This is a genomic window from Frateuria sp. (assembly GCF_035943815.1).
In the GTDB taxonomy this organism is placed as follows: domain Bacteria; phylum Pseudomonadota; class Gammaproteobacteria; order Xanthomonadales; family Rhodanobacteraceae; genus Frateuria_A.
This window is the reverse complement of record NZ_DASZBU010000002.1, coordinates 1-23640: the sequence shown is the minus strand read 5'-3', so window position 1 is coordinate 23640 and position 23640 is coordinate 1. Positions and strand designations below refer to the sequence as shown.

Genomic DNA, 23640 nt, shown 5'->3' with positions numbered 1-23640 from the left:
CGGGAGAGGGCTACGAAGCCCGTGATCGCTTGCAATCCCGGCCCGCGCGCCTCATTTGCCTTTCATTTCCCCAGGTAGCGCACCGTGCCTCCCGACTCCCGCCCGCTCCTCATCCGCCGCCTCGGCCGCCAGCCCTACCAGCGTACCTGGAAGGCGATGAGCGCCTTCACCGACGCGCGCGGGCCGGACACCCCCGACGAACTGTGGCTGCTGGAGCACGATCCGGTGTTCACCCTGGGCCAGGCCGGCAAGATGGAGCACGTGCTGGCGCCCGGTGACATCCCGCTGATCCCGGTCGACCGCGGCGGCCAGGTGACCTACCACGGCCCCGGCCAGATCGTCGGCTACCCGCTGATCGATCTGCGCCGTACCGGCGTGGGCGTGCGCGAGCTTGTCCACCGCATCGAGCAGGCGTTGATCGACACGCTGGCGCACTGGTCGATCGGCGCCGCTCGCGTGGAGGGCGCGCCGGGCGTCTACGTGGCAGGCGCCAAGGTGGCTGCCCTGGGCCTGCGCGTGCGCCGCGGCTGCAGCTTTCACGGGCTGGCCTTCAACGTGGCCATGGACCTGGAGCCTTTCGGCCGTATCAACCCTTGTGGCTACAAGGGTTTGGCGGTCACGCAAGTGCTAGACTTGGGCGGCCCGTCGCAGTTGGCGCAAGTCGAGGACGTGCTGGTGGATCAGTTCTGCCGCCAGTTCGGCTTCCACGCGGTGCCGGCCGCCCCCGTCCTCCCCGAACTCCCCGCGCGCGCCGCGGTCCAGGTAGTCGCAGATGAGTGAAACGTCCTCCAGGGTGATCCCGATCAGCGTGGTCAACGCCGACGCGGCAGCGGTCGAGAAACAGATCGGCAACGACAAGATCGCCCGCAACCGGGCGGGCTTCGACACCAGCGTGCCGACGTTGCGCAAGCCTTCGTGGATCCGTGTGCGTCTGCCGCAGGGCAACGCCGTGCAGGAACTGAAGGCGCGGCTGCGCGAGAACGCACTGGTGACCGTGTGCGAGGAGGCCAGCTGCCCGAACATCCACGAGTGCTTCTCCAAGGGCACCGCCACCTTCATGATCCTGGGCGAGGTGTGCACGCGCCGCTGTTCGTTCTGCGACGTGGCGCATGGCCGTCCGCAGCCGCCCGACCCGCTGGAGCCGGCGCGCCTGGCGCAGACGATCGCCGACATGCGCCTGAAGTACGTCGTGATCACCTCGGTCGACCGCGACGACCTGCGCGACGGGGGAGCCGAGCATTTCGCCTCGTGCATCCGGGCAACGCGGCACGCCAGCCCCAACATCAAGATCGAGATCCTCACGCCCGATTTCCGCGGCAAGGGCCGCATGGAGCGTGCGCTGGAGGTGCTCAAGGATTTCCCGCCGGACGTGTTCAACCACAACCTGGAAACCGTCCCGCACCTGTACCGCGAGGTGCGCCCGGGCGCCGACTACCAGTGGTCGCTGGACCTGCTCAAGCGCTTCAAGGCGCAGCACCCGGAGGTGCCGACCAAGTCCGGCATCATGCTGGGTCTGGGCGAGACCTACGACCAGGTGATCGAGACCCTGCGCGATCTACGCGCCCATGACGTGGAAATGATCACCATCGGCCAGTACCTGCAGCCCACGCCGCACCATCACCCGGTCGTGCGCTACTGGACTCCCGACGAATTCGACGCGCTGCGCGTGGCCGGTGAGGCGATGGGCTTCCATCACGTCGCCTCCGGCCCGCTCGTGCGTTCCTCCTACCATGCCGACCTGCAAGCCCATGCAGCCGGCGTCACCGCGCTCGCCTGAGACAATCCATGACACTGCGTCCCACGCTCGCCCTGCTGCTCGCCCTCGTCCTGCCTGTCGCCCACGCGCAGGCACCTGCCGTGCAGGGGGACGAGGAGCATGCGGCTTCCAAGCTGCCGCTGAAGGCTTCGCCGACCCAGGCCGATGCCGCGCAGCTGTCCGCGCGCTTCCTCACTCGCTTCCATTACGACGCCAAACCGCTCGACGACGCGATGTCGGCCAAGATCTACAAGGCCTACTTCGACATGCTCGACGGCGAGAAGGTGTTCTTCACGAAGCAGGACATGGCGCGCTTCGAGCCGCTCAGAACGAAGTTCGACGACGCGATCTGGAACAAGGACCTGTCCGGCCCGTTCTCGGTGTTCAACCTCTACGTGCAGCGCGCGATCGACCGCATGACCTATGCGCGCGAGCTCCTGAAGAAGGGCTTCGACTTCACCAAGGACGAGAGCTACGCCTACGACCGCAAGAAGGCCGACTGGCCTGCCGACCAGGCCGCGCTGAACGACCTGTGGCGCAAGCGCACCAAGAACGACTGGCTGCGCCTGAAGCTGGCCGGCAAGAGCGACGATGACATCCGCAAGACGCTGGACAAGCGTTACGCCGGCTACATCGAGCGGGTTCGCCAGCTCGACGGCGAGGATGCGTTCCAGACCTTCATGAACGCCTACGCCGAGACCACCGACCCGCACACCGACTACCTCGGGCCCCGCGCTGCGCAGAACTTCGACATCGCCATGAAGCTCTCGCTGGAGGGCATCGGCGCCGTGTTGCAGGCGCACGACGAGTACACCCAGATCCGCGAGATCGTGCCCGGTGGCCCGGCCGACAAGTCCGGCAAGATCCACGTGGGCGACCGCATCGTGGCGATCGGGCAGGGCTCCGACGGTCCGATGACCGACGTGATCGGCTGGCGCCTGGACGACGTGGTAGACAAGATCCGCGGCAAGAAGGACACCACCGTGCGGCTGGAGATCCTGCCCGCCGACGTCGGCCCGGACGGCAAGCACGAGCTGGTCACCATGGTGCGCAAGAAGGTCAGCATCGAGGAGCAGGCGGCCAAGAAGAAGGTCATCGAGATCAAGGACGGCGACGTCAGCCGCAAGATCGGCATCATCGAGCTGCCGACCTTCTACTCCGACTTCGGCGCGCGCCGCGAGGGCGACAAGAACTTCAAGAGCGCCACCCGTGACGTCGCTAAGCTGCTCGGCGAGCTGAAGGCCGAAGGCGTGCAGGGCGTGGTGATGGACCTGCGCAACAACGGCGGCGGCTCGCTGGCCGAGGCCAACGAGCTGACCGGCCTGTTCATCGACACCGGCCCGGTGGTGCAGGTGCGCGATGCGCGCGGCCAGGTCGAGGTTCAGGGCGACGACCAGCCCGGCATGGCCTGGAGCGGCCCGATGGCGGTGCTGGTCAATCGCGGTTCGGCCTCGGCCTCGGAGATCTTCACCGCCGCGATCCAGGACTACGGCCGCGGCCTGATCGTCGGCGAGCCCACTTTCGGCAAGGGCACCGTGCAGAACCTGGTGGACCTGGACCGCTTCGCCCAGGGCGACAGCGAGAAGCCGCAGTATGGCGAGCTCAAGATGACCATCGCCGAGTTCTTCCGCATCAATGGCGGTTCGACCCAGTTGAAGGGCGTCACGCCCGACATCCTGTTCCCCAAGAACGGGGACGAGAAAGACTTCGGCGAATCGACCTACGACAACGCGCTGCCCTGGACGCAGATCCAGCCCGCACCGTACACCAAGGTCGCCGACCTCTCCGCCTACCTGCCGCAGCTGAAGGCCAGGCACGACGAACGCGTGACCAAGTCGCCGGGTTGGCAACTGATGCTCGATGAGCTGGCCCAGTACAAGAAGATGCGCGACCAGACCACCATCTCGCTCAACCTTGCCGCGCGCCAGGCCGAGCGCAAGCGCCAGGATGCGATCCAGGCCGACTTCCGAGCCCGGCACAAGGCGATCGACGGCACCGACGGCAGCCTGTCGGCGGACGAACCCACGCTGGACGATGGCCTCAACGCCAACGAGCGCAGCCTCAAGAGCGAGCTGAAGCAGGAGAAGGAGGCCAAGAACGCCAAGGATCCGGCGCTGCAGGAAACCGCGCACATCCTGTTCGACGCCATTGGCCTGATCCGCGCGAACCCCAAGCTGGCCGCCGAGGTGCTGCCCTACGGCGGCAAGTTCTCCACCACGGCGGCGGTGATGCCGCCGGAAAAGCCGGCCGGCCAGCCGCGCTGACACGAAGAAAAAAAGAGCCCGGCGATGCCGGGCTTTTTTTTTGCCGCGCGTCGATATGTCCTCAAAGGAAGTGCTTGGCTCCGGCTCCGGCTGCGCTCTGTACGGGCGGAGACCGTAGCCCAGGCCCCTCTCCTCCGGGAGAGGGTTCGGACGAAGCGGGACGCTCGGCTCCGCCCGCCTGCCGGCACCTTCTCGCGGAGGAAGGGGGCTGGCCTGGAATCCACGATGGACGAAGGGCCGTTCGCTGCGGCGTGGCATTGCGAAGTCGAAGGGCCCTCCCCGGGCGCCGGGTCCCGCGATCGGTCAGTCCTTCTTCCCGGCCTTCTTCTGTGCTTCGGCCTGCGCCTTCTTCCATGCCCGGAACGCGTCCACGTGCGGCATGTCGCGCAGCACCTTCGAGTGCGGATCGACGATCAGCAGGCTCCCTGCCGGCACGGTGAGCTCACCCGTGCCACCGGTCATCGGCAGCGTGTGCACGGTGTGGCCTACCTGTACATCCAGCGGCATCGGGAACGGCTCGCCGTGGCCGGTCACCCACTGGAACTTGAGCATGTCACCGTGACGCGTGGTTTCCAGCTTCGGCAGCGCGGCGTCGTACAGGTAGACGTCGAAGAACCACTTGAGGTCCTTGCCAGTGACCTGGTTGACGATGTCGACGTACTCGCGCGTGCTCGCGTAGCGCGGCACGAAGTTGCCGGGCTTGGGATCGGGGCGGCCATAAACGAGCCGGCGGATGCTATCGAAGAAGGCGTCGTCGCCGATCAGCCCACGCAGCGTGTGCAGCACCAGCGAGCCCTTGTAGTAGATGTCCAGACCCGGGCCGGTCTTACCGTCGTAGACCTGCTCCTCGGTCTTTGGCTGGCCCGAGACGATGGGGGACTGGTTGGACAGCGACAGCCGCTCGGTGTGCAGCATCGCGAAGTAGGCCATGTCGCCGACCAGGTACTGGCCGTAGAGCGGTTGCATATAGGTGCCGAAGCCCTCGTGCAGCCACATGTCGTCCCAGTTGCTGTTGGTCATCTGGTTGCCGAACCACTCGTGCGCGAATTCGTGCTGCAGCAGCCAGTCGAAGCCGTACTCGCTCTTGGGGTAGCCGTTGCCGTAGGCGTTGAGGGTCTGGTGTTCCATGCCCAGGTGCGGCGTCTCGACCACGCCCATCTTCTCGTCGCCGAACGGATAGGGCCCGATCTCCTGCTCGAAGAAGTCCAGCATGCGCGGGAACTCGCCGAACAGCGCCTTGGCCCCGGCCTCGTGCGCGGGCAGGTACCACAGCTCCATCGGGATGGTGTTGCCGTAGCGGCTGGCGTAATTGCCCTTCAGCTCCTTGAAGGGACCGACGTTGATCGAGATGGCGTAGGTGTCCGGGTGCTTGACGCGCCAGTGCCAGGTGCGCGTGGCGCCGTTGTCCTCGATGCCGACGAGCACGCCGTTGCCCGGCGCCGCCAGCGCCTTGGGCACGGTGACGTAGGTGTCGACCAGGGCCGGCTCGCCGGTGGGCTGGTCGATGCAGGGCCAGAACAGGTCGCAGCCCTCGCCCTCGACCGCGCTGGCCACCCAAGGCTGGCCGTCGTCGGTGTGGCTCCATACGAAGCCGCCGTCCCACGGCGCCTTCTTGGCGACGTGCGGCTGGCCGCCATAGGCGATGGTGGTGCTGACGCTGCCGCCCTTGGCCAGCGGCCTGGGCAGCCGGATGCGCAGGCGGCCATCAGGGTTGCTCCAGGCCGACTTGTCCAGTGTCTTGCCGTCGACGGCGATGCGGCTGATGGGCAGGTTCTTGTCCAGATCCAGCAGCAGCACGTCGGTCGCCTCGCGGGCGGTGAAGCGCAGCATGGCCTCGCCGTCGAGGTGGCGCTTGGCCGGGTCGACGGTGAAGTGCAGTTCCGCGTGGTCGAAGTTCAATCGTGCCTGCTCGGCAGGCATGGTGCCGCCGGAATCGAGCGTCTGCGCGGTGAGCTTGGGCTGCTCGACGGCGGCGGGTTCGGACGCATGTGCGCCGGCGGCGAGACCGAGCGTGATGCCAAGCGCCAACAAGGGCAGACGTGGATGCATGGGGAGCGACTCCGTGGGGTTTCAATCGGGCAGCATGCCGCGTGCACGGCCGTTGCGACTAGGCCAGAAGTCACCCCGGGTGACGAGGGCCGCAAGAGGCTCAGGTTGCGTAGCCGAGGCGATCCAGCAGCGGCTGCAGCAAAGGCAGCACCGGTTCGAACTGCTCGCGGTAGCCCTGCCAGCGGCCAACCGCCCCGGGGTGGACCCCCTGGGTGACCTGGGCATAGCTGGGTGTGCTGATGAAGCGCTTGTTCCGTGCGTGGTCGGCGAAGCGCGCCATGGGCGAGGCATCGGTGATTTCGAGGAAGGCTCCGAGGCGCGCGAGGTGGCCGTCAAGGTCGTTGACGACCGATTCGTAGCGCCACTCGAGCACCCGCGGCCCGAACACCTCCACCTGCCGGTACCACTGCTCGAAGGCTTGCACGTATCCGCGCGCGAGCCGCTGCAGGGAGGAGCACAGCACCATGAACGCCGGCGAGCGGAACGGCTGCATGCTGCAGCTGAGCAGCACGTCGCAGGGGTGGCGCAGGCATAGGATGATGCGCGCATGCGGGAACAGCCGCATGATCATCGGCAGGCACAGCATGTTGAGCGGATTCTTGTCGACCAGCCGGCGCGGCCCGAGGTCGGGCAACACGCGCCCGACCATCCGGAAGTAGGCGGCCCGCAACTGGCCCGCCTCGGCTTCGGTCAGGTCGGCCAGCTCCGCAGGATAGTGCTGGCCGACCAGCTCCATGCGCTCGGTCAGCTCGTGGATGAAGGCGCGCTCGTCCATGGATTTGAAGTCCGGGTGGGCGTCGAGCATCTGCTCCAGCAGGGTGGTGCCCGAGCGCGGGAAGCCGACCACGAAGACCGGGCTCTCCCGGCTGTCCGGCGCGCGCAGCGGCTTCCAGCGGGCGCGCGCTTCACGGTCCACCTCGGCCACCTGCAATGGCTGGCTGTCGGGCGCGAGCAGTTCCGGCAGCACGTCGCGCGCGATATTGAGCTGCGCTGCGTGCGCCGCCTGCAAAGCCTGCCAGGCTTCGGCGTGCAGCCCTTGCCGATCGCAGGCCGAGGCCAGGCCGAAGCCGGCGCCGGCGCGGGTTTCATCGTCGGCGGCAAGCGTCAGCACGCGCCGGTACAGCGCCGCGGCTTCGGCCCAGGCGCCTGCGCGCATCGCCATCGCCGCGTGCGCGCGCCAGACCTCCGCGCGCGCCTGGTTCGCATCGCCTGGCAGCGTATCGAGCGCGGCAAGCGGCAGGCGCTGCAGTTCCCGCCGCGCCTCCTCGAGCTGGTTGTTGCGTTCACGCAGCAGGACCCGCTGGGCGCCGATGCGCAGCCGCGTGGGCTCGTCCGCGGGCCCGCCGGGCAGCTGCGCCTGCGCCAGCGTGTGCAGCGCCGCATCCAGGTCGCCCTGGGCCGACAGCATCGCCGCCAGTATCAAGGCCTGCTCGGCCGGCTGGGCGGGCCAGCCGATGGCTCCATCCAGCATCGCCTCCTGCTGCGTGTTGTCGCCGCAGACGTAGCAGGCGTACGCGGCCTGCAGGCGTGCCTCGATGAAATCCGGCGACCGCTCCACCGCCTCGAGCAGGGCCTCGCGCGCCGACGGCCAGCGCCGCTGCTGGATGTAGAGCAGGCCCAGGTTGTAGAGGACCTCCGGGTCGTCCGGAGCCAATGACCTTGCCTTCGACAGGGCCTGCTCGGCTGCTTCCGTATCGCCGCTCAGCCGGCAGGCGACGCCGAGGTTGTTCCAGTAGGCGGAAACCTCCGGCCGCTGCTGCGCCAGCTGGCGAAACGTCGCCGCGGCCTGGTCGTAGCGGCCGGTCGCCTGCTGCGCCACGCCGAGCAGCAGCCGCGTGCCTTCGTCGGCGCCGTCGCCCGCTTGCGTGGCGAGCTCGATGACGCGCTCCATGTCACCGGCGTTGTAGGCGCCGGCCATGGCGTTGGCGAGTTCGGTGGCTGGCTGGGGCATGCGTTCTCGATCGCGTTCGGCGACCCATTATGCAAGAGGGGTCGCGGGTGTTACCCGCGACCCCTCCGTGCTTCCATGCCTTGCAGCCTTCGTCGGTGATGCTCGGCCCTTAGAACGTCACCGTCGCGCGAGCCCAGTAGTAGCGCCCGAGCACGTCGTAGGTGGCCGTGTCGACGTTGTAGTTCGAACCGTTCTGGTAGAGCAGCGGCGGCTGCTTGTCCATGATGTTGTCCACGCCGACGTCGAAGCGGGTGTGGATCGAAGGCACCGCGTAGCCCAGCTGGATCGAGTGGTAAATCACCGAAGCCACCGGGATGTTCACGCCGGTGATGGCGGCGTCGGCATTGAGCGCGGTCAGGTGATCGATGTAGCGCGTCTGCCACTGGGCGTTCCAGTTGCCCTTGTCCCAGTTGAGCGTGACCGTGCCGCGCCAGCGCGAGATGTTGCCGAACTGCGGGGTGAAGGTGCCGGCGTAGTTGATCGTCTTGGCGCCCGGCTCGCCCGGCGTCGCGTTGACCTTGTAGGTCGAGGTGTAGCTGGTGCTAAGGCCCGCCCGGAAGTTGCCCGGGTCCACGCCGCCCACGTCGAAGTGCGGGATCTTGTAGCGCAGCGTGTAGTCGATGCCGGAGGTGCTGAGGGTGCCCAGATTGACCACCGGGGTGTTGATCAGGAACACCTGGCCCGGCTGCCTGCTGGTGTTGTCCTGGCGGTGGATGAACGAGCAGTACGGGCTGGCACTGTTGTTGAAGCAGGAGCTGACGACGGTGTCGGCCTGGATCGCGGTCAGCGTGTCGGCCAGGTAGATGTGCCAGAAGTCGAGGCTGGTGGACACGCCCGGCAGCCAGTCCGGATCGTAGACCAGGCCCAGGTCGATCGACTTGCCCTTCTCGGGCTTGAGCGAGGCGCCCACCGTGGCCGCGCCGGAGTAGAACGTGTTGACCTGCGCCGGCGAGTTGCCCGCCCAGTTCACCGGAACGTACTGGCAGGCCACCGGATGCGCCGCCAGTTGCGCCGCGGTGAGCCCGACGCAGGGGTCGTTGAGGTTGGGCTGGACCAGCGTACGGCCGTCGTAGAGCTCGTTGAGGTTGGGCGCGCGGAACACCTGCGAGACGGTGCCGCGTACCAGCAGGTCGTCGGTCGGACGCCACTCGATCGCGAGCTTGCCGTTGGTGGTGGTGCCGGTGGTGCTGTAGTTGGAGCTGCGCACGCCAAGGTCGACGTTCAGCGAGCGCACCCACGGCAGGTCGGAGAGCAGCGGGATCAGCGTCTCGGCGAAGACCTCCTTGACGTTGAAGCTGCCGCGCCCGGGCGAGCCGCAGGCCTCCTGCAGGATCTCGCAGGTGGTGGTCACCGGGTTGAGCACCGCGAAGTCGCTCACGGTGTAGTTCATGAACTGCTTGCGGTACAGCGCGCCGACCGACAGCTGCATGGTGCCGGCGGGCAGGTCCCACAGGTCGCCGCTGGCGTCGACCTGGGCCTGCTTGGTCGACTGGGTGAAGACGTAGATCGGCGTCTTCACGCCGTTCTTCAACTGGTCGCCGACGCTCGCCTGGTCGAAGATGTTAGCGCCCGCGTCGACGGCGGCCTGCAGCGAGGGGATGTCCACCTCGTTGGTGTCGCGCTGGTCGCGCTTGGTGTGGCTGTAGTTGATCGACGCATCCCAGATCCAGCTGCTCGCCTCGCCGAAGTTGCCGCGCAGGCCGGCGTTGATCTGGCCGGTATTGGTCGTATAGCTGTGTACGCGCGTGCCGGCGCCGGTCAGGCGGGTCTGGAAGTTGTAGCCGCTGTTCGGATCGCCCGGCACAGGATTCTGGCTGAAGGTGACGCCGAACGGGTTGATCGGGTTGGTCGAGGAAATGATCAGGCCGTCGCCGGTACCCACCGGCGAGGGCGCGTCCTGGCCGCTGGAGACCGTGTGGTTGTAGAACGCATCGACGAACGCGGTCACGTTGTCGGTGAGGTTCAAGGTGCCCAGGACAAAGCCGTTGGTACGCTTCTGCGCGGTCTGGATGTAGTTCAGCGCCGCGTAGTTGTACGTATCGGAGGCCAGGCGGCAGCGGTAGTCGCCCAGCGACGACCCATTACCCGACGCCAGGGTCACGTTGGCGGTGCCGGAGGAGTTGATGGCGCAGCCGTACTGGCTGGCGATCGATGCGGGCAACTGGATGCGCCCGGTCGGGATCGAGCTGGAGCCGGCCGCCACCACCGCGCCGCTGGAAAGGTAGAGCTGCTGGCGGGAGAACTTGCGCCGCGCGGCGAGCGTCTCGTCGTACTTGTTGTAGTCGATGCCGCCGGCAATGCTGTATCCCTCGCCGGTGGTGCCTGCCGTGAGGTTGAAGCCGCGGCGCTTCGCGTCGCCATGGCTGGAGATGCCGTCGTTGAGGCTGAACTGGGCGCCCTTGTAGTTCTTGCGCAGGATGAAGTTGACGACGCCCCCGATGGCGTCGGAGCCGTACACCGTGGAGGCGCCTTCGGCCAGCACGTCGACCCTCTCGATCATGTCCGGCGGGATCAGGTTGATGTCCGGGTTGGACATGCGCTGGCCGTTGACCAGCACCAGCGTGCGGTTGATTCCCAGGCCGCGCAGCGAGACGCGCGATGCACCGTCGCCCGCTTCCAGCAGGGGACTGGCCACGCCGCCGCCGTTGCTGTTGTTCTGCGGGTTGGTGGCGTTGCCGGAAATGCTGGGCATCTGCTGCAGCACGTCGCCCAGCACGGGCTTGCCCGAATTGGTGATGGTGGCGCGATCCAGCGTCACCACCGGGCTGGCCGTCTCGATGTCCACACGCTTGATCAGCGAACCGGTCACCACGACCGACTCCAGGGTCTTGGCTTCCTTCTTGGATGGTGGCGCGGTCTGGTTTGACGACTGCTGGTTTTCCGGCGTCGACACCTGCGCCTGGGCCATCGCTGCCACCGAGAAAATACTTGCGCCCAACGCCAGACGCACTGCCAAAGACAAGTGATTCAAGTCGTATTTCATGTGTTCTCCCCGGTGAAATAGATCCCCAGCTTCCCCTGCTCTATCCGAGCGAACCGAGTATGCCAGCAACAACTGTTTAACAAGCAAGTGCCCCTGCGATCAGTCATGGGGCAGCCAAGAGCTTGTCATGGAAGGTAAAAATGGCTGTGCGGACGGTCGGTTCACGCCGGCGCGCGTGCCTCTCGGCCGCGCGCGATGCAGCCAGGCATGCCGCTCTCAGGGGTGAGCGAGAGGCTCGGGCACCGACTGGTTGAAGTCGCCGATGGCCGCGACCAGGTCGGCCACCGCCATGCGCTCCACTTCGCTCAGATCGGGATTCCAACTGTCCATGATCAGCACCACGCGGGTCTGGCCGCTGCGATTCCACGCCTCGTGCTCGAAGGTGTCGTCGAAGGTCACGCACCGGCCTTCTTCCCACGCGTGGGTCTGCCCGCCGACGCGCAGCGCGCAATCCGGCGGCACGATGAGCGGCAGGTGCGTGACCAGGCGCGTGTTGGTGACGCCGCAGTGCGGCAGGATGTGCGTGCCCGGACGCAACACCGAGAAGAGCGTTTCCGGGGCATGGTCGCGGACCCGGACCAGCGGCATGGCATCCAGCAGCGCGCTGGTGCGCGGGCAGCGCGCGCAGTTGGCGTCGTAGCGCACGCCGTGGCGGTAGAAGAAGAACGCGTCCCAGGCCGCTTCGGCCGCACCGGTCGAGTTCAGCAGCTTCGCGGCCACGGCCTCGGCCGAGGGAGCGCCCAGAAACGGCACCAGGCGCTCGTGCGCGTCCGAGAGCACGGCGCGCAGTTCCTCGCGCACGACATCGACCGCGGCCTCCAGCCGGGCCTGCTCGGGAAAGCGCTCGCGCGGGTAGAACGGCTGGCTGGGGATGCCCGGGAAATAGAGGAACTTGGGACGCTGCCGCGGATCGGGCAGGGGCGCGGGGCGCTCGTGCAGGTAAATGGCCAGGCACGCGTCCACGCGGGCCAGTTCCGTCCGCCCGTAGCGTTGCCGCAGCGGCTCGATCACCGCATCGAACAGTTCGCGCCGCCCTGCTGCGACGTATTGCGTGGCGTGCTTTACCGCGTCGCGCAGGCCTGGCGCGGTGGTCTCGTCGCTGAGCCAGCGGCCGTTCGCCTGCGCGGCGTTGATTGCGCCCAGGTAGGCCGTCATGGCTTCGTGCCGCCGCCCCTGCTGCTCGTACACCACGCCCAGGCGCAGGCGCGCCACGAACATGCCCGGTGCCAGTGCGAGGCCTTCCCTCAGGCTCTGCTCGGCGCCGCGCAGATCGCCGGCCAGCACCTGCGCCGCACCCAGCTGGTGCAGGATCGCCGCGTCCTGCGGCCGCGCGCGCTGCGCGGCGCGCAGCCATTCGGTCGCGCGCACCGCATCGCCGCGGCCGAGCTGGCGGGAGGCCAGGAACAGCAGCGCGTCGGCGTCATCGGGCTGGAGCTCGAGCAGGCGCGAAAACGCCTGCTCGGCAAGCGCGTCGTCGCCCCGCTGCGAGGCCGCGAGCGCCTGCGCGCGAAAGGCCGCGGCCGTTGCATCCGGCGGATCGTCCATCGGTGCGTTCATGCGCAGAGCGTAGCGGACAGGAACGCGGCTGCGCGATGGAGGTCAGCGGGCGTAGCGGCTCTGCAGCAAGGCGAACATGGCACGCAAGCCCATCGCCTCGCCGCCGCGTGGACGGCCGGGGCGGTCGGCATCGTTCCAGGCGTAGGTGTCCAGGTGCAGCCAGGGCAGGCCTTCGGGGACGAAGCGCTCCAGGTAGAGCGCCGCGGTGATCGCGCCGGCGTGGCGTGAGGGCCCGGCGTTGGCGAAATCGGCGACCGAAGAGTCGAGCATCTTGCGATAGGGCCGCCACAGCGGCAGCCGCCACAGCGGATCGCCGACGGCGCGCCCGGCCTGCAGCAGCGCCTCGGCGGCATCGTCGCGATTGGCGAACAGCACCGGCAGGTCCGGGCCCAGCGCCACGCGCGCGGCGCCGGTCAGGGTGGCGAAGTCCAGCAGCAGGTCCGGCTGCTGCTCGGCACCGTAGGCGAGCGCGTCGCACAGGATCAGCCGGCCCTCGGCGTCGGTGTTGTCCACCTCCACCGTGCGGCCGGCGCGGGTGGTGATCACCTCGCCCGGGCGCATCGCGTTGCCGGCCACCGCGTTCTCCACCGCGGGAACGAGCAGGGTCAGGCGCACCGGCAGCTTCGCCTCCATCACCAGCGCGGCCAAGGCGATCGCGTGCGCGGCGCCGCCCATGTCCTTCTTCATGTTGCGCATGCCGTCGGAGGGCTTGAGGTCCAGCCCGCCGGTGTCGAAGCACACGCCCTTGCCGACGATCACCAGCTTCGGGTCCGCGGCCTTGCCCCAGGAAAGCTCCACCAGCCGCGGCGCGCGATGGCTGGCGCGCCCGACCGTGTGGATGGTCGGGAAGTTGGCCTTCAACAGCTCCTCGCCGACCCACTCGCGCAGCTTCGCCTTGTGCGCCCTGGCCAGTTGCTTCACGGACTCGGCCAGTTGTTCCGGGCCCATGTCCTCGGTCGGCGTGTTGACCAGGTCGCGCACCAGCGCGGTGGCCCGGGCCAGCGGCGCCACCGCGGCCAGCTCGGATGCCGGCACCGCCAGCGTGGCAGGGGTGCGGCCGGGCTTGCGGTAGCGGTCGAAGCGGTAGGCGCCCAGCGCCCAGCCCAGCGCCGCCAGCTGCAGGTCGGAAAGCGCGCCCTCGTCGGCGAGGTGATAGGTGCCTTCCGGCAGCGCGTACGGCAGGCCGGCGAGGGCGGCCAGGGGTTCGGCCGGATCGACCGCCACCAGCACGCGCACAAGCTTGCCGCCGGCGTCGGGCAGCAGGGCATGGCGGCCAGGCTTGGGCTCGAAGCCGGTCTGCTCCAGCCAGCGCCGCTGGGTCGCCTCCAGGCGGCGCAGGGCCTTGGGATAACGCGCACCGTCGACGGTCTCGATGGCGATGCCCTGGGCCTTGCCGGCCTTGCGTTCGATAAGGGCGGGCGTGGAGCTCTCAGGCATTGGCTTCGTGCCTCGTTGGCTTGCGGCGAGTCGGCCATCATGCGCCGATCGGGCGGGGGTTGCCAAACGGCGTTTCGGTCGGGGAAAACAAAGGCCTCCCCCTCTCCCCAGCCCTCTCCCCCGGTGGGGCCGGGGGAGAGGGGGGGGGGCAGGAGCGGCTGTCGGCGTTTACCCTTCGCGCTGGCGCTCCAGCCAGTCGGCCAGGGCACCCATGTCCGGCAGGTCCAGATCCGGCGGCGACCCCAGTTCCGAGGGCCAGGGCTTGCGCTCGCGGTTGATCCAGGCGGTGGGCAGCCCGGCGTCGCGCGCTCCGCACACGTCCAGGAACGGATCGTCGCCCACGTGAAGGATGTGCCCCGGCGCCACGCCCAACCGCTGCGCCGCCTCGAGGAAGATCCGCGCATCCGGCTTGCCCACGCCGGTGTCGCGCGCGCAGACGTGGCAGCGGAAGTGGGCGTGGATGCCGATCCGCGTCAGGTCCGCGTTGCCGTTGGTGAGGCTGGCCACCGGCCAGTGCGCGGTGATGCGTTCGAGCGCAGGCAGGGCGTCGGCGAAGAGCTCCACGCGGTTGCGCGCGGCGTAGTAGACCTCCCACAGCGCCTCGATCGGCGCCTCTTCCAGGCCGCAGGCGGCGAAGGCGCGCCGCATGGTCAGGTGGCGCTGGGTGGTGAAGTCGTGCGCCAAGTCCAGCCGCTCGGCGGCGACCTGCGCGCGCAGCTGGCGCATTGCGGCGATCGGCCAGCGCGCGGCGACCTCGGGGTGGTGCGTGCGCAGGTAGGCGTCCAGCTCGCGATCGGCGCTTTCCAGCGCCGGCAGCACGGGCCACAGCGTGTCGTCCAGATCCAGCGTGAGCGCGCGGATGCGCACGCGCCGGGCCGTGCTCATCGCCGGGCGAGGCGCAGCACCTGGCCCGGCTTCACCGCGTCGCCCTTGAGGTGGTTCCAGGCGCGCAGGTCGGCCACGTCGACCGCGTGGCTGCGGGCGATCGAGAACAGCGTGTCGCCCTTGGCGACCTTGTAGGTGCGCGCGTGCTTGGCCGTGGCCTTGACGCTGGCGCTGGCGGTGACCTTGGCGAAGTCGTGCCCTCGCGCGGCGGCGGCATCGACCGTGACGGCTTCGCCGCTGACGCCCTTCAGGCTGGCCTTGGCGGCGGCCAGCTCGGCGGTCTTGGCCCTGCGCTCCTCCAGCGCGCGGCGCGCCTCGGCGGTGCGTTCGGAGGTCGGCGCGATGGCGGCGCGCGAGGCATAGGTGGCGCCCGGCGCGGCGATCGGCGTGCTCGGGGTCGGCTCCGGCGCGGCATGCGCGCCCACCTCGGCGAGGATCTGCGCGCGGCGCGAGCTGTCGGCCGAGGCCAGCGCGGTGCCTGAGGCGAACGGCACCGCGTTGTGGCTGCGCATCGCCGCGGTGGCCTTGTCGGAGGCGACGAAGTCGACGAAGGCCTGCGCCTGAGCCCCGTGCGGGCTGCTGGGGTTGGTCACCAGGTAAAGCGGGGTGTACAGCTTGTAGCTGCCGCTGGCCAGGGTCGCGGCGCTGGGCGCGGTGCCGTCGATGCGGATCATCTTGATCTTGCCGTTGCCCGCCACGCGCGAGAGCGTGGTCACGCCCAGCGCCTTCGGATCGAGGGTGACGGCCTCTTCCAGCTTGGCGGTGTTGACGTACAGGCGAGGCGCGGCCACCGGCTGGTTGCCGCGGCCGAACAGCAGCTTGCGCAGGCTGTACTCGATGCCGTCGCCGGGGCTGGCCACCGCGTAGACGTCGATCGGCTCGTTCGGACCGCCGATCTCGCTCCAGTTGGTGATCTTGCCGTAGTAGATGTCGTGCACCTGCTTGAGGCTCAGGTTGCCCACGTGGTTGGACGGGTGGGTGATCAGCACCAGCGCGTCCCACGCCACCGGCGTGAAGGTGAGCCCGGCCTCGGCCGCGCTGCCGTCGCCGGGGCGCGCGCTGCCGGCGATGTCGGCGGTGCCGTGCGCCACCGCGTCCAGGCCGGAGGCGGTGTTGAACGGCTGCAGGTCGATCTTGCCGTGGCCGCCCTTGGCCCAGGCCTTGGCCACCTCCTCAATCATGCCGCGGGTGGTGGCCACGTCGCCGCGCAGGACCAGCGTGGGGCCGGCGGCGAGCGCCGCGGTGGTGAGGCAGGCGCCGAGGCAGACGGCGAACAGGCGGAGCGGGCGAACGGGCATGACGTGGACGACCTACGGCTTCGGTGAGGGGCGTGAGCGTGCCGTGCAGGCGGCATGCGCGCAGTGATGGGAGTCCGGTATTTCATCGGTCCGACGCCCAAACATCAAGCGCGTGTGCTGGTCGCCGTTAAGGAACGGCGGGTGGGTCCGGGGCGAAAGGCGCCCCCATCCGCCCCGCGGGCACCTTCGTTTCGCGGGGGAAGGTGCCGAGGGCGGTGGGGCGCTCCTGGCGAAATGCCGGATCAATCCATCGGCACGTAACTGACCCCGTCCTCGTTCTGCACCACCAGCACCAGCTGCCGCGGCTGCATGCCGACCATCCCGCGCAACTCGCGCAGGCTGGTGATGCGGCGGTTGTTCACGCCGATCACGATGTCGCCCTCGCTCAGGCCGACCCGCGCGCCGCGGCTGCCGGCCCGCACCGCGGTGATCGCCACGCCGGCGGTGCCCTGGCCGCGCTGCGCCATCGACAGCTCGCTGAAGTGCACGCCGGCCAGGCGCGAATCGAGCGTGCCGCCATCGACGCCGGCCAGCTTCTCCGGCGTCAGCGTCGCGCTGACCTGGCGCGCCTGGCCGTTGCGCGACACGTTCAGCGTGACCTTGCTGCCCAGCGGCAGCAGGCCCTCGGCATTGCGCAGCTCGTCGCTGCCGTGCAGCGGCTTGCCGTCGAGCGCCTGCAGCACGTCGCCGGGCGCCAGGCCCGCCTGCGCCGCTGCCGAACCCGGCGCCACGCGGGTTACCACCACGCCCTGGCTGGCCTTGAGGCCGAGCAATTGCGCGATGCGCGGGGTGATGTCCTGCGTCTGCACGCCCAGGCTGCCGCGCGCCACCTTGCCGTGCGCGATCAGCTGCCCCATCACCTGCGTGGTGAGGTCGCTGGGGATGGCGAAGCCGATGCCCACGTTGCCGCCCGACGGCGAGAAGATCATGGTGTTGATGCCCACCAGCTCGCCGCGCAGGTTGACCAGTGCGCCGCCGGAGTTGCCCGGGTTGATCGAGGCGTCGGTCTGGATGAAGTTCTGGTAGCCGCTGCCGCCCAGGCCCGAGCGCCCGAGCGCCGAGACTATCCCTGAGGTCACCGTCTGGCCCAGCCCGAACGGATCGCCCACCGCCACCACGAAGTCGCCCACGCGCAGCTTGCCCGAGTCGGCCACCGGCAACGCCTTGAGTTTCTGCGCGGGGATCTGCACCACCGCCACGTCGGTGTCCGGGTCGGTGCCGATCAGCTTGCCCTTGAAGCTGCGCCCGTCCTGCAGCGTCACCGTGATGTCGTCGGCGCCGCCGACCACGTGGTTGTTGGTCAGCACGTAGCCCTTGGCCGCGTCGACGATCACGCCCGATCCCAGGCTCTGCTCGATGCGCTCGCGCGGCGAGGGCGGCAGGCCGAAGAACTGGCGGAACATCGGGTCGTCGAAGTAGGGATCGCGCACCGCCACGCGCGTCTTGGTGGAAATGTTCACCACCGCCGGCGTCACCTTCTCGAGCATCGGCGCCAGCGAGGGCAGCGGTTCCCCGGCCACGCTCGAAGGCAGCGCCGCGCGGCCGGTGGCGGGCCAGCCCAGCAGCATCGCGCCGCACAGGGCGAGCGCGCCGGCGAGGGAACGGTGACGGGCGGTCATGAGGATCTCCTTCTGCAGAAAAAACGGACCGGGTCTGCGACTGTAAACCGACCGGCCGGGTTCCCCGGTGACGACCGCGCCGCCACGAACGTGCCGACAGTCGCGCGGGTTTGACCGACCGCAAATATCAGTTGACGCCTACGCGGACCGGCGATACCGTTCATGCCCGGTCGCACCACAACATCTTGTGTGAGTCGCTCGGTCGCTCTCCCAAGTACTGTGTCGATGCGGCAACCTCGGGGGAGGGCGCCGTAAGGCCGGAAGATCAGCAAACCTGCATGCCGCCGTGCTGTCCGCAAGGGACGCCGTGGCCGTTGCATGGCATGGACGAAACAACTTCAAAGACGGGTCGCAAGGCCGGAGGTCAGACAATCCGATGAGCACGATGCGTGCACCAATCGCCGCCAACCGTGATGCCACGGCCATCCCGCTGCAGCCGGCTTCCCACGACATCTGGGACAAGAAGTACCGCCTGCGCACCAAGTCTGGCGAGCCGGTGGACGGCAGCATCGACGAGACCTGGCAGCGCGTCGCGCGCGCCCTGTCCGACGTCGAGGCGACCGACGAGCTGCGCGCGCACTGGTACGAGCGCTTCCTGTGGGCGCTGCGCCGCGGCGCGATCCCGGCCGGTCGCATCACCTCCAATGCCGGCGCCCTGGAGCACAAGCCGGCCACCTCCACGATCAACTGCACCGTGTCGGGCACCATCCGCGACTCGATGGACGACATCCTGGAGAAGGTCCACGAGGCGGGCCTGACGCTCAAGGCCGGCTGCGGCATCGGCTACGAGTTCTCCACGCTGCGCCCGCGCGGCGCGTACGTGTCCGGCGCCGGCGCCTACACCTCCGGCCCGCTGTCCTTCATGGACATCTACGACAAGATGTGTTTCACCGTGTCCTCCGCCGGCGGCCGCCGCGGCGCGCAGATGGGAACATTTGATATTTCCCACCCGGACGCCAAGGAATTCATCCGCGCCAAGCGCGAGGACGGCCGGCTGCGCCAGTTCAACCTCTCCCTGCTGATCACCGACGGCTTCATGCAGGCGGTCGAGCACGACCAGGACTGGCCGCTGGTGTTCCCGGTGCACGTCAAGGAACAGGACGAGCTCGACCTCACCGACCCGACCAAGGTGGTCTGGCGCGAGTGGCCAACCCACGAGAACTACGTCGACCGCGAGGACGGCCTGGTCGCCTGCAAGATCTACGGCCACATCCGCGCGCGGCACCTGTGGGACATGATCATGGTCTCGACGTACGACTACGCCGAGCCTGGGTTCATCCTGATCGACAAGGTCAACGAGATGAACAACAACTGGTGGTGCGAGCACATCCGCGCCACCAACCCCTGCGGCGAGCAGCCGCTGCCGCCGTACGGCTCCTGCCTCTTGGGCTCGATCAACCTGACCACCTTCGTGCGCGACCCGTTCGGCCCCAAGGCCCGCTTCGACTGGGACGAATACCGCGAAGTGGTCAAGGTATTCACCCGCATGCTCGACAACGTGGTGGAGATCAACGGCCTGCCGCTCAAGCAGCAGCGCGACGAGATCATGGGCAAGCGCCGCCACGGTATGGGCTTCCTCGGCCTGGGCTCCACGCTGACCATGCTCAAGATGCGCTACGGCTCCGAAGCGGCGGTCGGCTTCACCGAGGACGTCTCGCGCGAGATGGCCGTGGCCGGCTGGGAAGTGGCGCTGGACCTGGCCAAGGAGAAGGGCCCGGCCCCGGTGCTGGCGCGCGACTACACCGTCACCGGCGACATGCTGCGCAAGCGCCCGGAAATGGTGAAAGACGGCTACAAGGTCGGCGACACCATCCCCGGCCGCGTGCTGCACGCCAGGTACAGCCGCTACATGCAGCGCATCGCCACCGTCGCCCCCAACCTGGTCGAGCAGCTGGCCGAGACCGGCGCGCGCTTCACCCACCACAGCTCGATCGCGCCCACCGGCACCATCTCGCTGTCGCTGGCCAACAACGCCTCCAACGGCATCGAGCCCAGCTTCGCCCACCACTACTCGCGCAACGTGATCCGCGAGGGCAAGAAGTCCAAGGAAAAGGTCGAGGTCTACAGCTACGAGCTGCTCGCCTACCGCGCCCTCATCAACGCGAACGCGCTGCCGTTCTCCGACGACCCGGCCGCCAAGCTGCCGGAGTACTTCGTCTCTGCCGACGACATCAGCCCGAAGGAGCACGTGGACATCCAGGCCGCCTCGCAGAAGTGGATCGACTCGTCCATTTCCAAGACCGCCAACGTGCCCACCGACTACCCCTACGAAGACTTCAAGGACATCTACTTCTACGCCTACAAGCAAGGCCTGAAGGGATGCACCACCTTCCGCTTCAACCCCGCCGCCTTCCAGGGCGTGCTGGTCAAGGAAGCCGACCTGGAAAGCACCCTCTACCGCTTCGAATTGGAAGACGGTAGCGTTATCGAACTGAAGGGCAATGAGCAGGTGGAGTACGACGGCGAAATGCATACCGCCGCCAACCTGTTCGATGCCCTGAAGGAAGGCTATTACGGCAAGTTCTAGCCAACAGCGGGTCCCACACAAAACCAGAGTCGGAGGGGAAGACCACCATGTCCATCGATACCGAAAACCAGGCGCAGAACAGTTCCATGCCGTCCACGGGTGACGCACCGGCCGCTGCGCCGATGGGCGCTCCCGCTCCGCAGGCGCCGGCGCCTGCCAAGAAGGCGGCTCCGAAGAAGGCTGCGGCCAAGAAGGCTGCACCGAAGAAGGCGGCCGCCAAGAAGGCCGCGCCGAAGAAGGCTGCTGCCAAGAAGGCCGCGCCGAAGAAGGCCGCTGCCAAGAAGGCGGCTCCGAAGAAGGCCGCCGCCAAGAAGGCGGCGCCGAAGAAGGCCGCCGCCAAGAAGGCTGCGCCGAAGAAGGCCGCTGCCAAGAAGGCGGCTCCGAAGAAGGCCGTCGCCAAGAAGGCTGCGCCGAAGAAAGCTGCTTCCAAGAGGGCCGCGCCGAAGAAGGCCGCTGCCAAGAAGTCTCCGGCCAAGAAGGCCACCCGTAAGGTCAGCAGCAAGAAGACGGCCGTGAAGAAGGCCGCTCCCAAGAAGGCGGCAGGGAAGAAGTCCGCCAGCAAGAGGGCCGTCGCCAAGTCGACGGTCAAGCGGTCCACTGCCAGCAAGAAGGCGGCGCCGAAAAAGGCTGCCCGCCGCAAGTAAGCAGCACCGGCTCCGGCCCGGGCGCTGCCCGGGCCGGAGTCACCTCAAGTAGCACCGCCCGCCGCGCACCGCCTCCCGCCTGGGATCCAACGCCCGCCCCGAGCCTGCGCCGCCGCACCGCCAAAGCGGAAATCCATCTCCCGCTACGCCGCTCCAGATGGATTTCCCCTTTCGCGATACGCCTATCGCCACCACCCGGCTGTCGCCCGCGCGACGCCCCAGCACAGAGAACGCACACCGATGACGATCAAGATCGAAAAGAAGATCAAGGGCTACCAGGTCGTCAAGCCCGAAGACAAGGCCGCCCCGGCCGCCGCCGCGCCGGAGAAGAAGGCCGCCGAGCCGCGCCAGGCCGAAATCATCCAGATGCACGAGAGCGTCGAGCGCCCCGAGGCGCTGATCGGCTCCACCTTCAAGATCAAGTCGCCGCTGTTCGAGCACGCGCTGTACGTCACCATCAACGACATCGTGCTCAACCAGGGCACCCCGCACGAACAGCGCCGCCCCTTCGAGATCTTCATCAACTCGAAGAACATGGACCACTTCCAGTGGATCGTGGCGCTCACCCGCATCCTCTCGGCCGTGTTCCGCAAGGGCGGCGACGTGACGTTCATCGTGGAGGAGCTGAAGGCGGTGTTCGACCCGCGCGGCGGGTACTTCAAGGCCGGCGGCGTCTACATGCCGAGCATCGTGGCCGAGATCGGCGCGGTGATCGAGCAGCATATGAAGAACATCGGGCTCATCCATGATCCGGAGATGGATGAGGCGCAGAAGAAGCTGATTGCCGAGAAGCGGGCGGCGTATGAGGCGGGTGCGGCGGGGAAGAAGGCTTCTGACGGTGCGGCGGCGTTGAAGGGTGAAAGCAATGCCAGCGGGTTCCCGCCGGGGGCGACGTTGTGTGCCAAGTGCAATACGCAGGCGCTGGTGCTGATGGATGGGTGCCAGACTTGTTTGAATTGTGGGTATTCGAAGTGCGGGTAGTTCACTCGCAAGTTTAAATTGGGCGGCAGAAATGCCGCCTTTTTTATTTCGGGGGGTCTTTTATGGAGACTGTGAACGTCTGGCAGATGTTGTATCCCATGTGGGAAGACTTAGGAACCGAAGACGACTACCCAAAGAAGCGACCATTATTAGCCCACTACACATCCATCTCCAACGTTGAGCTAATCTTCAAGTCGCGCGAGTTCTGGCTCTCGAATCCGCTCGTGATGAACGATACCGAGGAGTTGCGTTGGGGGCTTCAACACTCGCTTATGGGCATCGAGCACCATCCGTCATTGCGGCGGTTGTTGGGTGCCGAAACACATGAAAGGTTGCTGAGCCTCTACCGGCGCGCGTTTGATCTCTTCGACGGACATCATGCTTTCGACACTTATGTGGGTTCGTTCTCGGAACACCAGGAGGAGGATGGCGACGGTCTTCTTTCAATGTGGCGCGGGTATGGCGGGAATGGAAGTGGCGCTGCCATATTGCTGGACACACAAGCCCTCAGTCCTCCGGAAGGCATGTCCCCTGTAATACTCGCGCGCGTTCACTATGGGCGTCCTGAGGAACGGATTGCCTGGATCAATGGAAAGCTTGACCAGCTTTGCGCGCTGATAAACGGTAAGGTGCAAGACCTAATCTCCGGTTTAGACCAGGTGGCGGGGATGCTTTTCAACCGATTCCTCTTGATGTCTTTGTTTTCAAAGCACCACGGATTTCGCGAGGAAAAGGAGTGGCGGGTTGTTTATTCATCATATCTAGACGATGAGAGCCTTCTAAAACAACGTTTGTGGTACCTCGTCGGGCCTAACGGAGTACAGCCCAAGTTTCGGTTGCCGCTGGCCGGATTGCCCGAGATGGGCGGAGAAGCCAAGATAGATGACTTGGTTAGCCGTGTATTACTGGGCCCCACTTCCTCTTCGTTGATGTCTATGGCGGCTGTTAGGCGCATGCTTACCTGCCTAGGTCAAGAAGGACTGGCGGATAGGGTGGCTGCCTCCGAAATTCCATTCAGAGGTTAGGTTGCTAGAATTGGTCCGCTTTGGATTCTTGAGGGGGTTGGCACGAAGCGGCAAAACAGTAAACGGTGTCAGGGACAAATAACCGCCTACTACAAATACTGGTAAATGCTTTTGCAACGGAGAGCTGGTGTCCAGCCCGGTGATACCTGACAGACAGGGGAATTTATGATCAGCAAGGACCCGCCACAACTTCCTGTTACTACTCCGGCGCCACGTGTTACCGCCGCACACACTGATCGCATATTGTTGCGTAAGGTCGATGGCGAACTACCCGGCGTCCTTAAGGCCACAGCGTTTATCGCAGGTGTTATTGGTGCGTTAGTGGGTCTGGTCCTCTTGGCTGAGCTTCCTACGCCGGCGCTAGGCATCTGCTTCGGTTTGTCGAGTTTATGTCTCGCGATAGCAGCCTATGCCCTAAGTGATATCGTTCGCAGCTTGCGAAGGATAGCATTCAATACTGCTCGCCCTACAAACAAATAATAAAGGCGTCAGGGACATTTTGAGGGCATTCTCAGGGGGGGGGCTCAAGTGAAAAGGATGGCTGCAGTTCTTTTGATGGCGATCGCGCTACCTGCAATAAGCCAAACCCCTCAGGTCGTTCGTGATTGGCGCGCTTGGGTGGCGTTGGACGTTGACCCAGCGGGCCAAGTGGTAAATGTTGTCT

15 protein-coding genes are annotated in these 23640 nt (G+C 67.2%); 7 read left to right on the top strand and 8 right to left on the bottom strand.

Going from position 1 to position 23640, the window contains the following annotated elements; translation table 11 throughout:
• Positions 1-84: 84 nt before the first annotated feature.
• The 3 genes from lipB to VGU65_RS00750 are packed head-to-tail and all read left to right on the top strand — an operon-like array spanning position 85 to position 4020.
• Complete coding sequence (gene lipB, locus VGU65_RS00760) at positions 85-780, top strand: lipoyl(octanoyl) transferase LipB (RefSeq protein ID WP_327472247.1); 696 nt, start codon at positions 85-87, stop codon at positions 778-780.
• Positions 773-1777, top strand: a complete 1005-nt coding sequence (gene lipA, locus VGU65_RS00755) for a lipoyl synthase (protein WP_327472246.1) — start codon at positions 773-775, stop codon at positions 1775-1777. The genes lipB and lipA overlap by 8 nt, the downstream gene beginning before the upstream one ends.
• Before the next feature lie 8 nt (positions 1778-1785).
• On the top strand, positions 1786-4020 hold the full coding sequence (locus VGU65_RS00750; protein ID WP_327472245.1) for a carboxy terminal-processing peptidase: 2235 nt from the start codon (positions 1786-1788) through the stop codon (positions 4018-4020).
• A 303-nt stretch (positions 4021-4323) separates the two neighbouring features.
• Here the strand turns inward: VGU65_RS00750 and VGU65_RS00745 are convergent, their stop codons facing one another.
• From VGU65_RS00745 to VGU65_RS00710, 8 genes are all read right to left on the bottom strand, one after another.
• The gene (locus VGU65_RS00745; RefSeq protein WP_327472244.1) at positions 4324-6069 is read right to left on the bottom strand and encodes a M1 family metallopeptidase; all 1746 of its coding nucleotides are present in this window, start codon (positions 6067-6069) and stop codon (positions 4324-4326) included.
• A gap of 100 nt (positions 6070-6169) precedes the next feature.
• Positions 6170-8020, bottom strand: a complete 1851-nt coding sequence (locus VGU65_RS00740) for a tetratricopeptide repeat-containing sulfotransferase family protein (RefSeq protein WP_327472243.1) — start codon at positions 8018-8020, stop codon at positions 6170-6172.
• 109 nt (positions 8021-8129) lie between these two features.
• Positions 8130-11003, bottom strand: a complete 2874-nt coding sequence (locus VGU65_RS00735; protein WP_327472242.1) for a TonB-dependent receptor domain-containing protein — start codon at positions 11001-11003, stop codon at positions 8130-8132.
• Between the two features lie 216 nt (positions 11004-11219).
• Positions 11220-12560 (bottom strand): aspartyl/asparaginyl beta-hydroxylase domain-containing protein, encoded by a 1341-nt coding sequence (locus VGU65_RS00730; RefSeq protein WP_327472241.1) that lies wholly within the window; start codon positions 12558-12560, stop codon positions 11220-11222.
• Between the two features lie 42 nt (positions 12561-12602).
• Entirely contained in the window at positions 12603-13997 is a 1395-nt protein-coding gene (locus tag VGU65_RS00725; RefSeq protein ID WP_327472240.1) for a leucyl aminopeptidase family protein, read from the bottom strand.
• 168 nt (positions 13998-14165) lie between these two features.
• The gene (locus VGU65_RS00720; RefSeq protein ID WP_327472260.1) at positions 14166-14864 is read right to left on the bottom strand and encodes an HAD family hydrolase; all 699 of its coding nucleotides are present in this window, start codon (positions 14862-14864) and stop codon (positions 14166-14168) included.
• Positions 14865-14878: 14 nt separating this feature from the next.
• A complete protein-coding gene (locus VGU65_RS00715) occupies positions 14879-16180 on the bottom strand; it encodes a LysM peptidoglycan-binding domain-containing protein (protein WP_327472239.1) in 1302 nt (433 codons plus the stop codon).
• 242 nt (positions 16181-16422) lie between these two features.
• The gene (locus VGU65_RS00710; protein WP_414655774.1) at positions 16423-17799 is read right to left on the bottom strand and encodes a Do family serine endopeptidase; all 1377 of its coding nucleotides are present in this window, start codon (positions 17797-17799) and stop codon (positions 16423-16425) included.
• Positions 17800-18175: 376 nt separating this feature from the next.
• Here VGU65_RS00710 and VGU65_RS00705 point away from each other — a divergent pair, with 376 nt between their 5' ends.
• The 4 genes from VGU65_RS00705 to VGU65_RS00690 all read left to right on the top strand — a co-directional run bounded on the left by VGU65_RS00705 (position 18176) and on the right by VGU65_RS00690 (position 22976).
• Positions 18176-20326, top strand: a complete 2151-nt coding sequence (locus VGU65_RS00705; RefSeq protein WP_327472238.1) for an adenosylcobalamin-dependent ribonucleoside-diphosphate reductase — start codon at positions 18176-18178, stop codon at positions 20324-20326.
• A 47-nt stretch (positions 20327-20373) separates the two neighbouring features.
• On the top strand, positions 20374-20970 hold the full coding sequence (locus VGU65_RS00700) for a hypothetical protein (protein ID WP_327472237.1): 597 nt from the start codon (positions 20374-20376) through the stop codon (positions 20968-20970).
• 240 nt (positions 20971-21210) lie between these two features.
• Positions 21211-21951 (top strand): TSCPD domain-containing protein, encoded by a 741-nt coding sequence (locus VGU65_RS00695; protein WP_327472236.1) that lies wholly within the window; start codon positions 21211-21213, stop codon positions 21949-21951.
• Between the two features lie 71 nt (positions 21952-22022).
• On the top strand, positions 22023-22976 hold the full coding sequence (locus VGU65_RS00690) for a DUF2971 domain-containing protein (protein ID WP_327472235.1): 954 nt from the start codon (positions 22023-22025) through the stop codon (positions 22974-22976).
• Positions 22977-23640 lie beyond the last annotated feature (664 nt).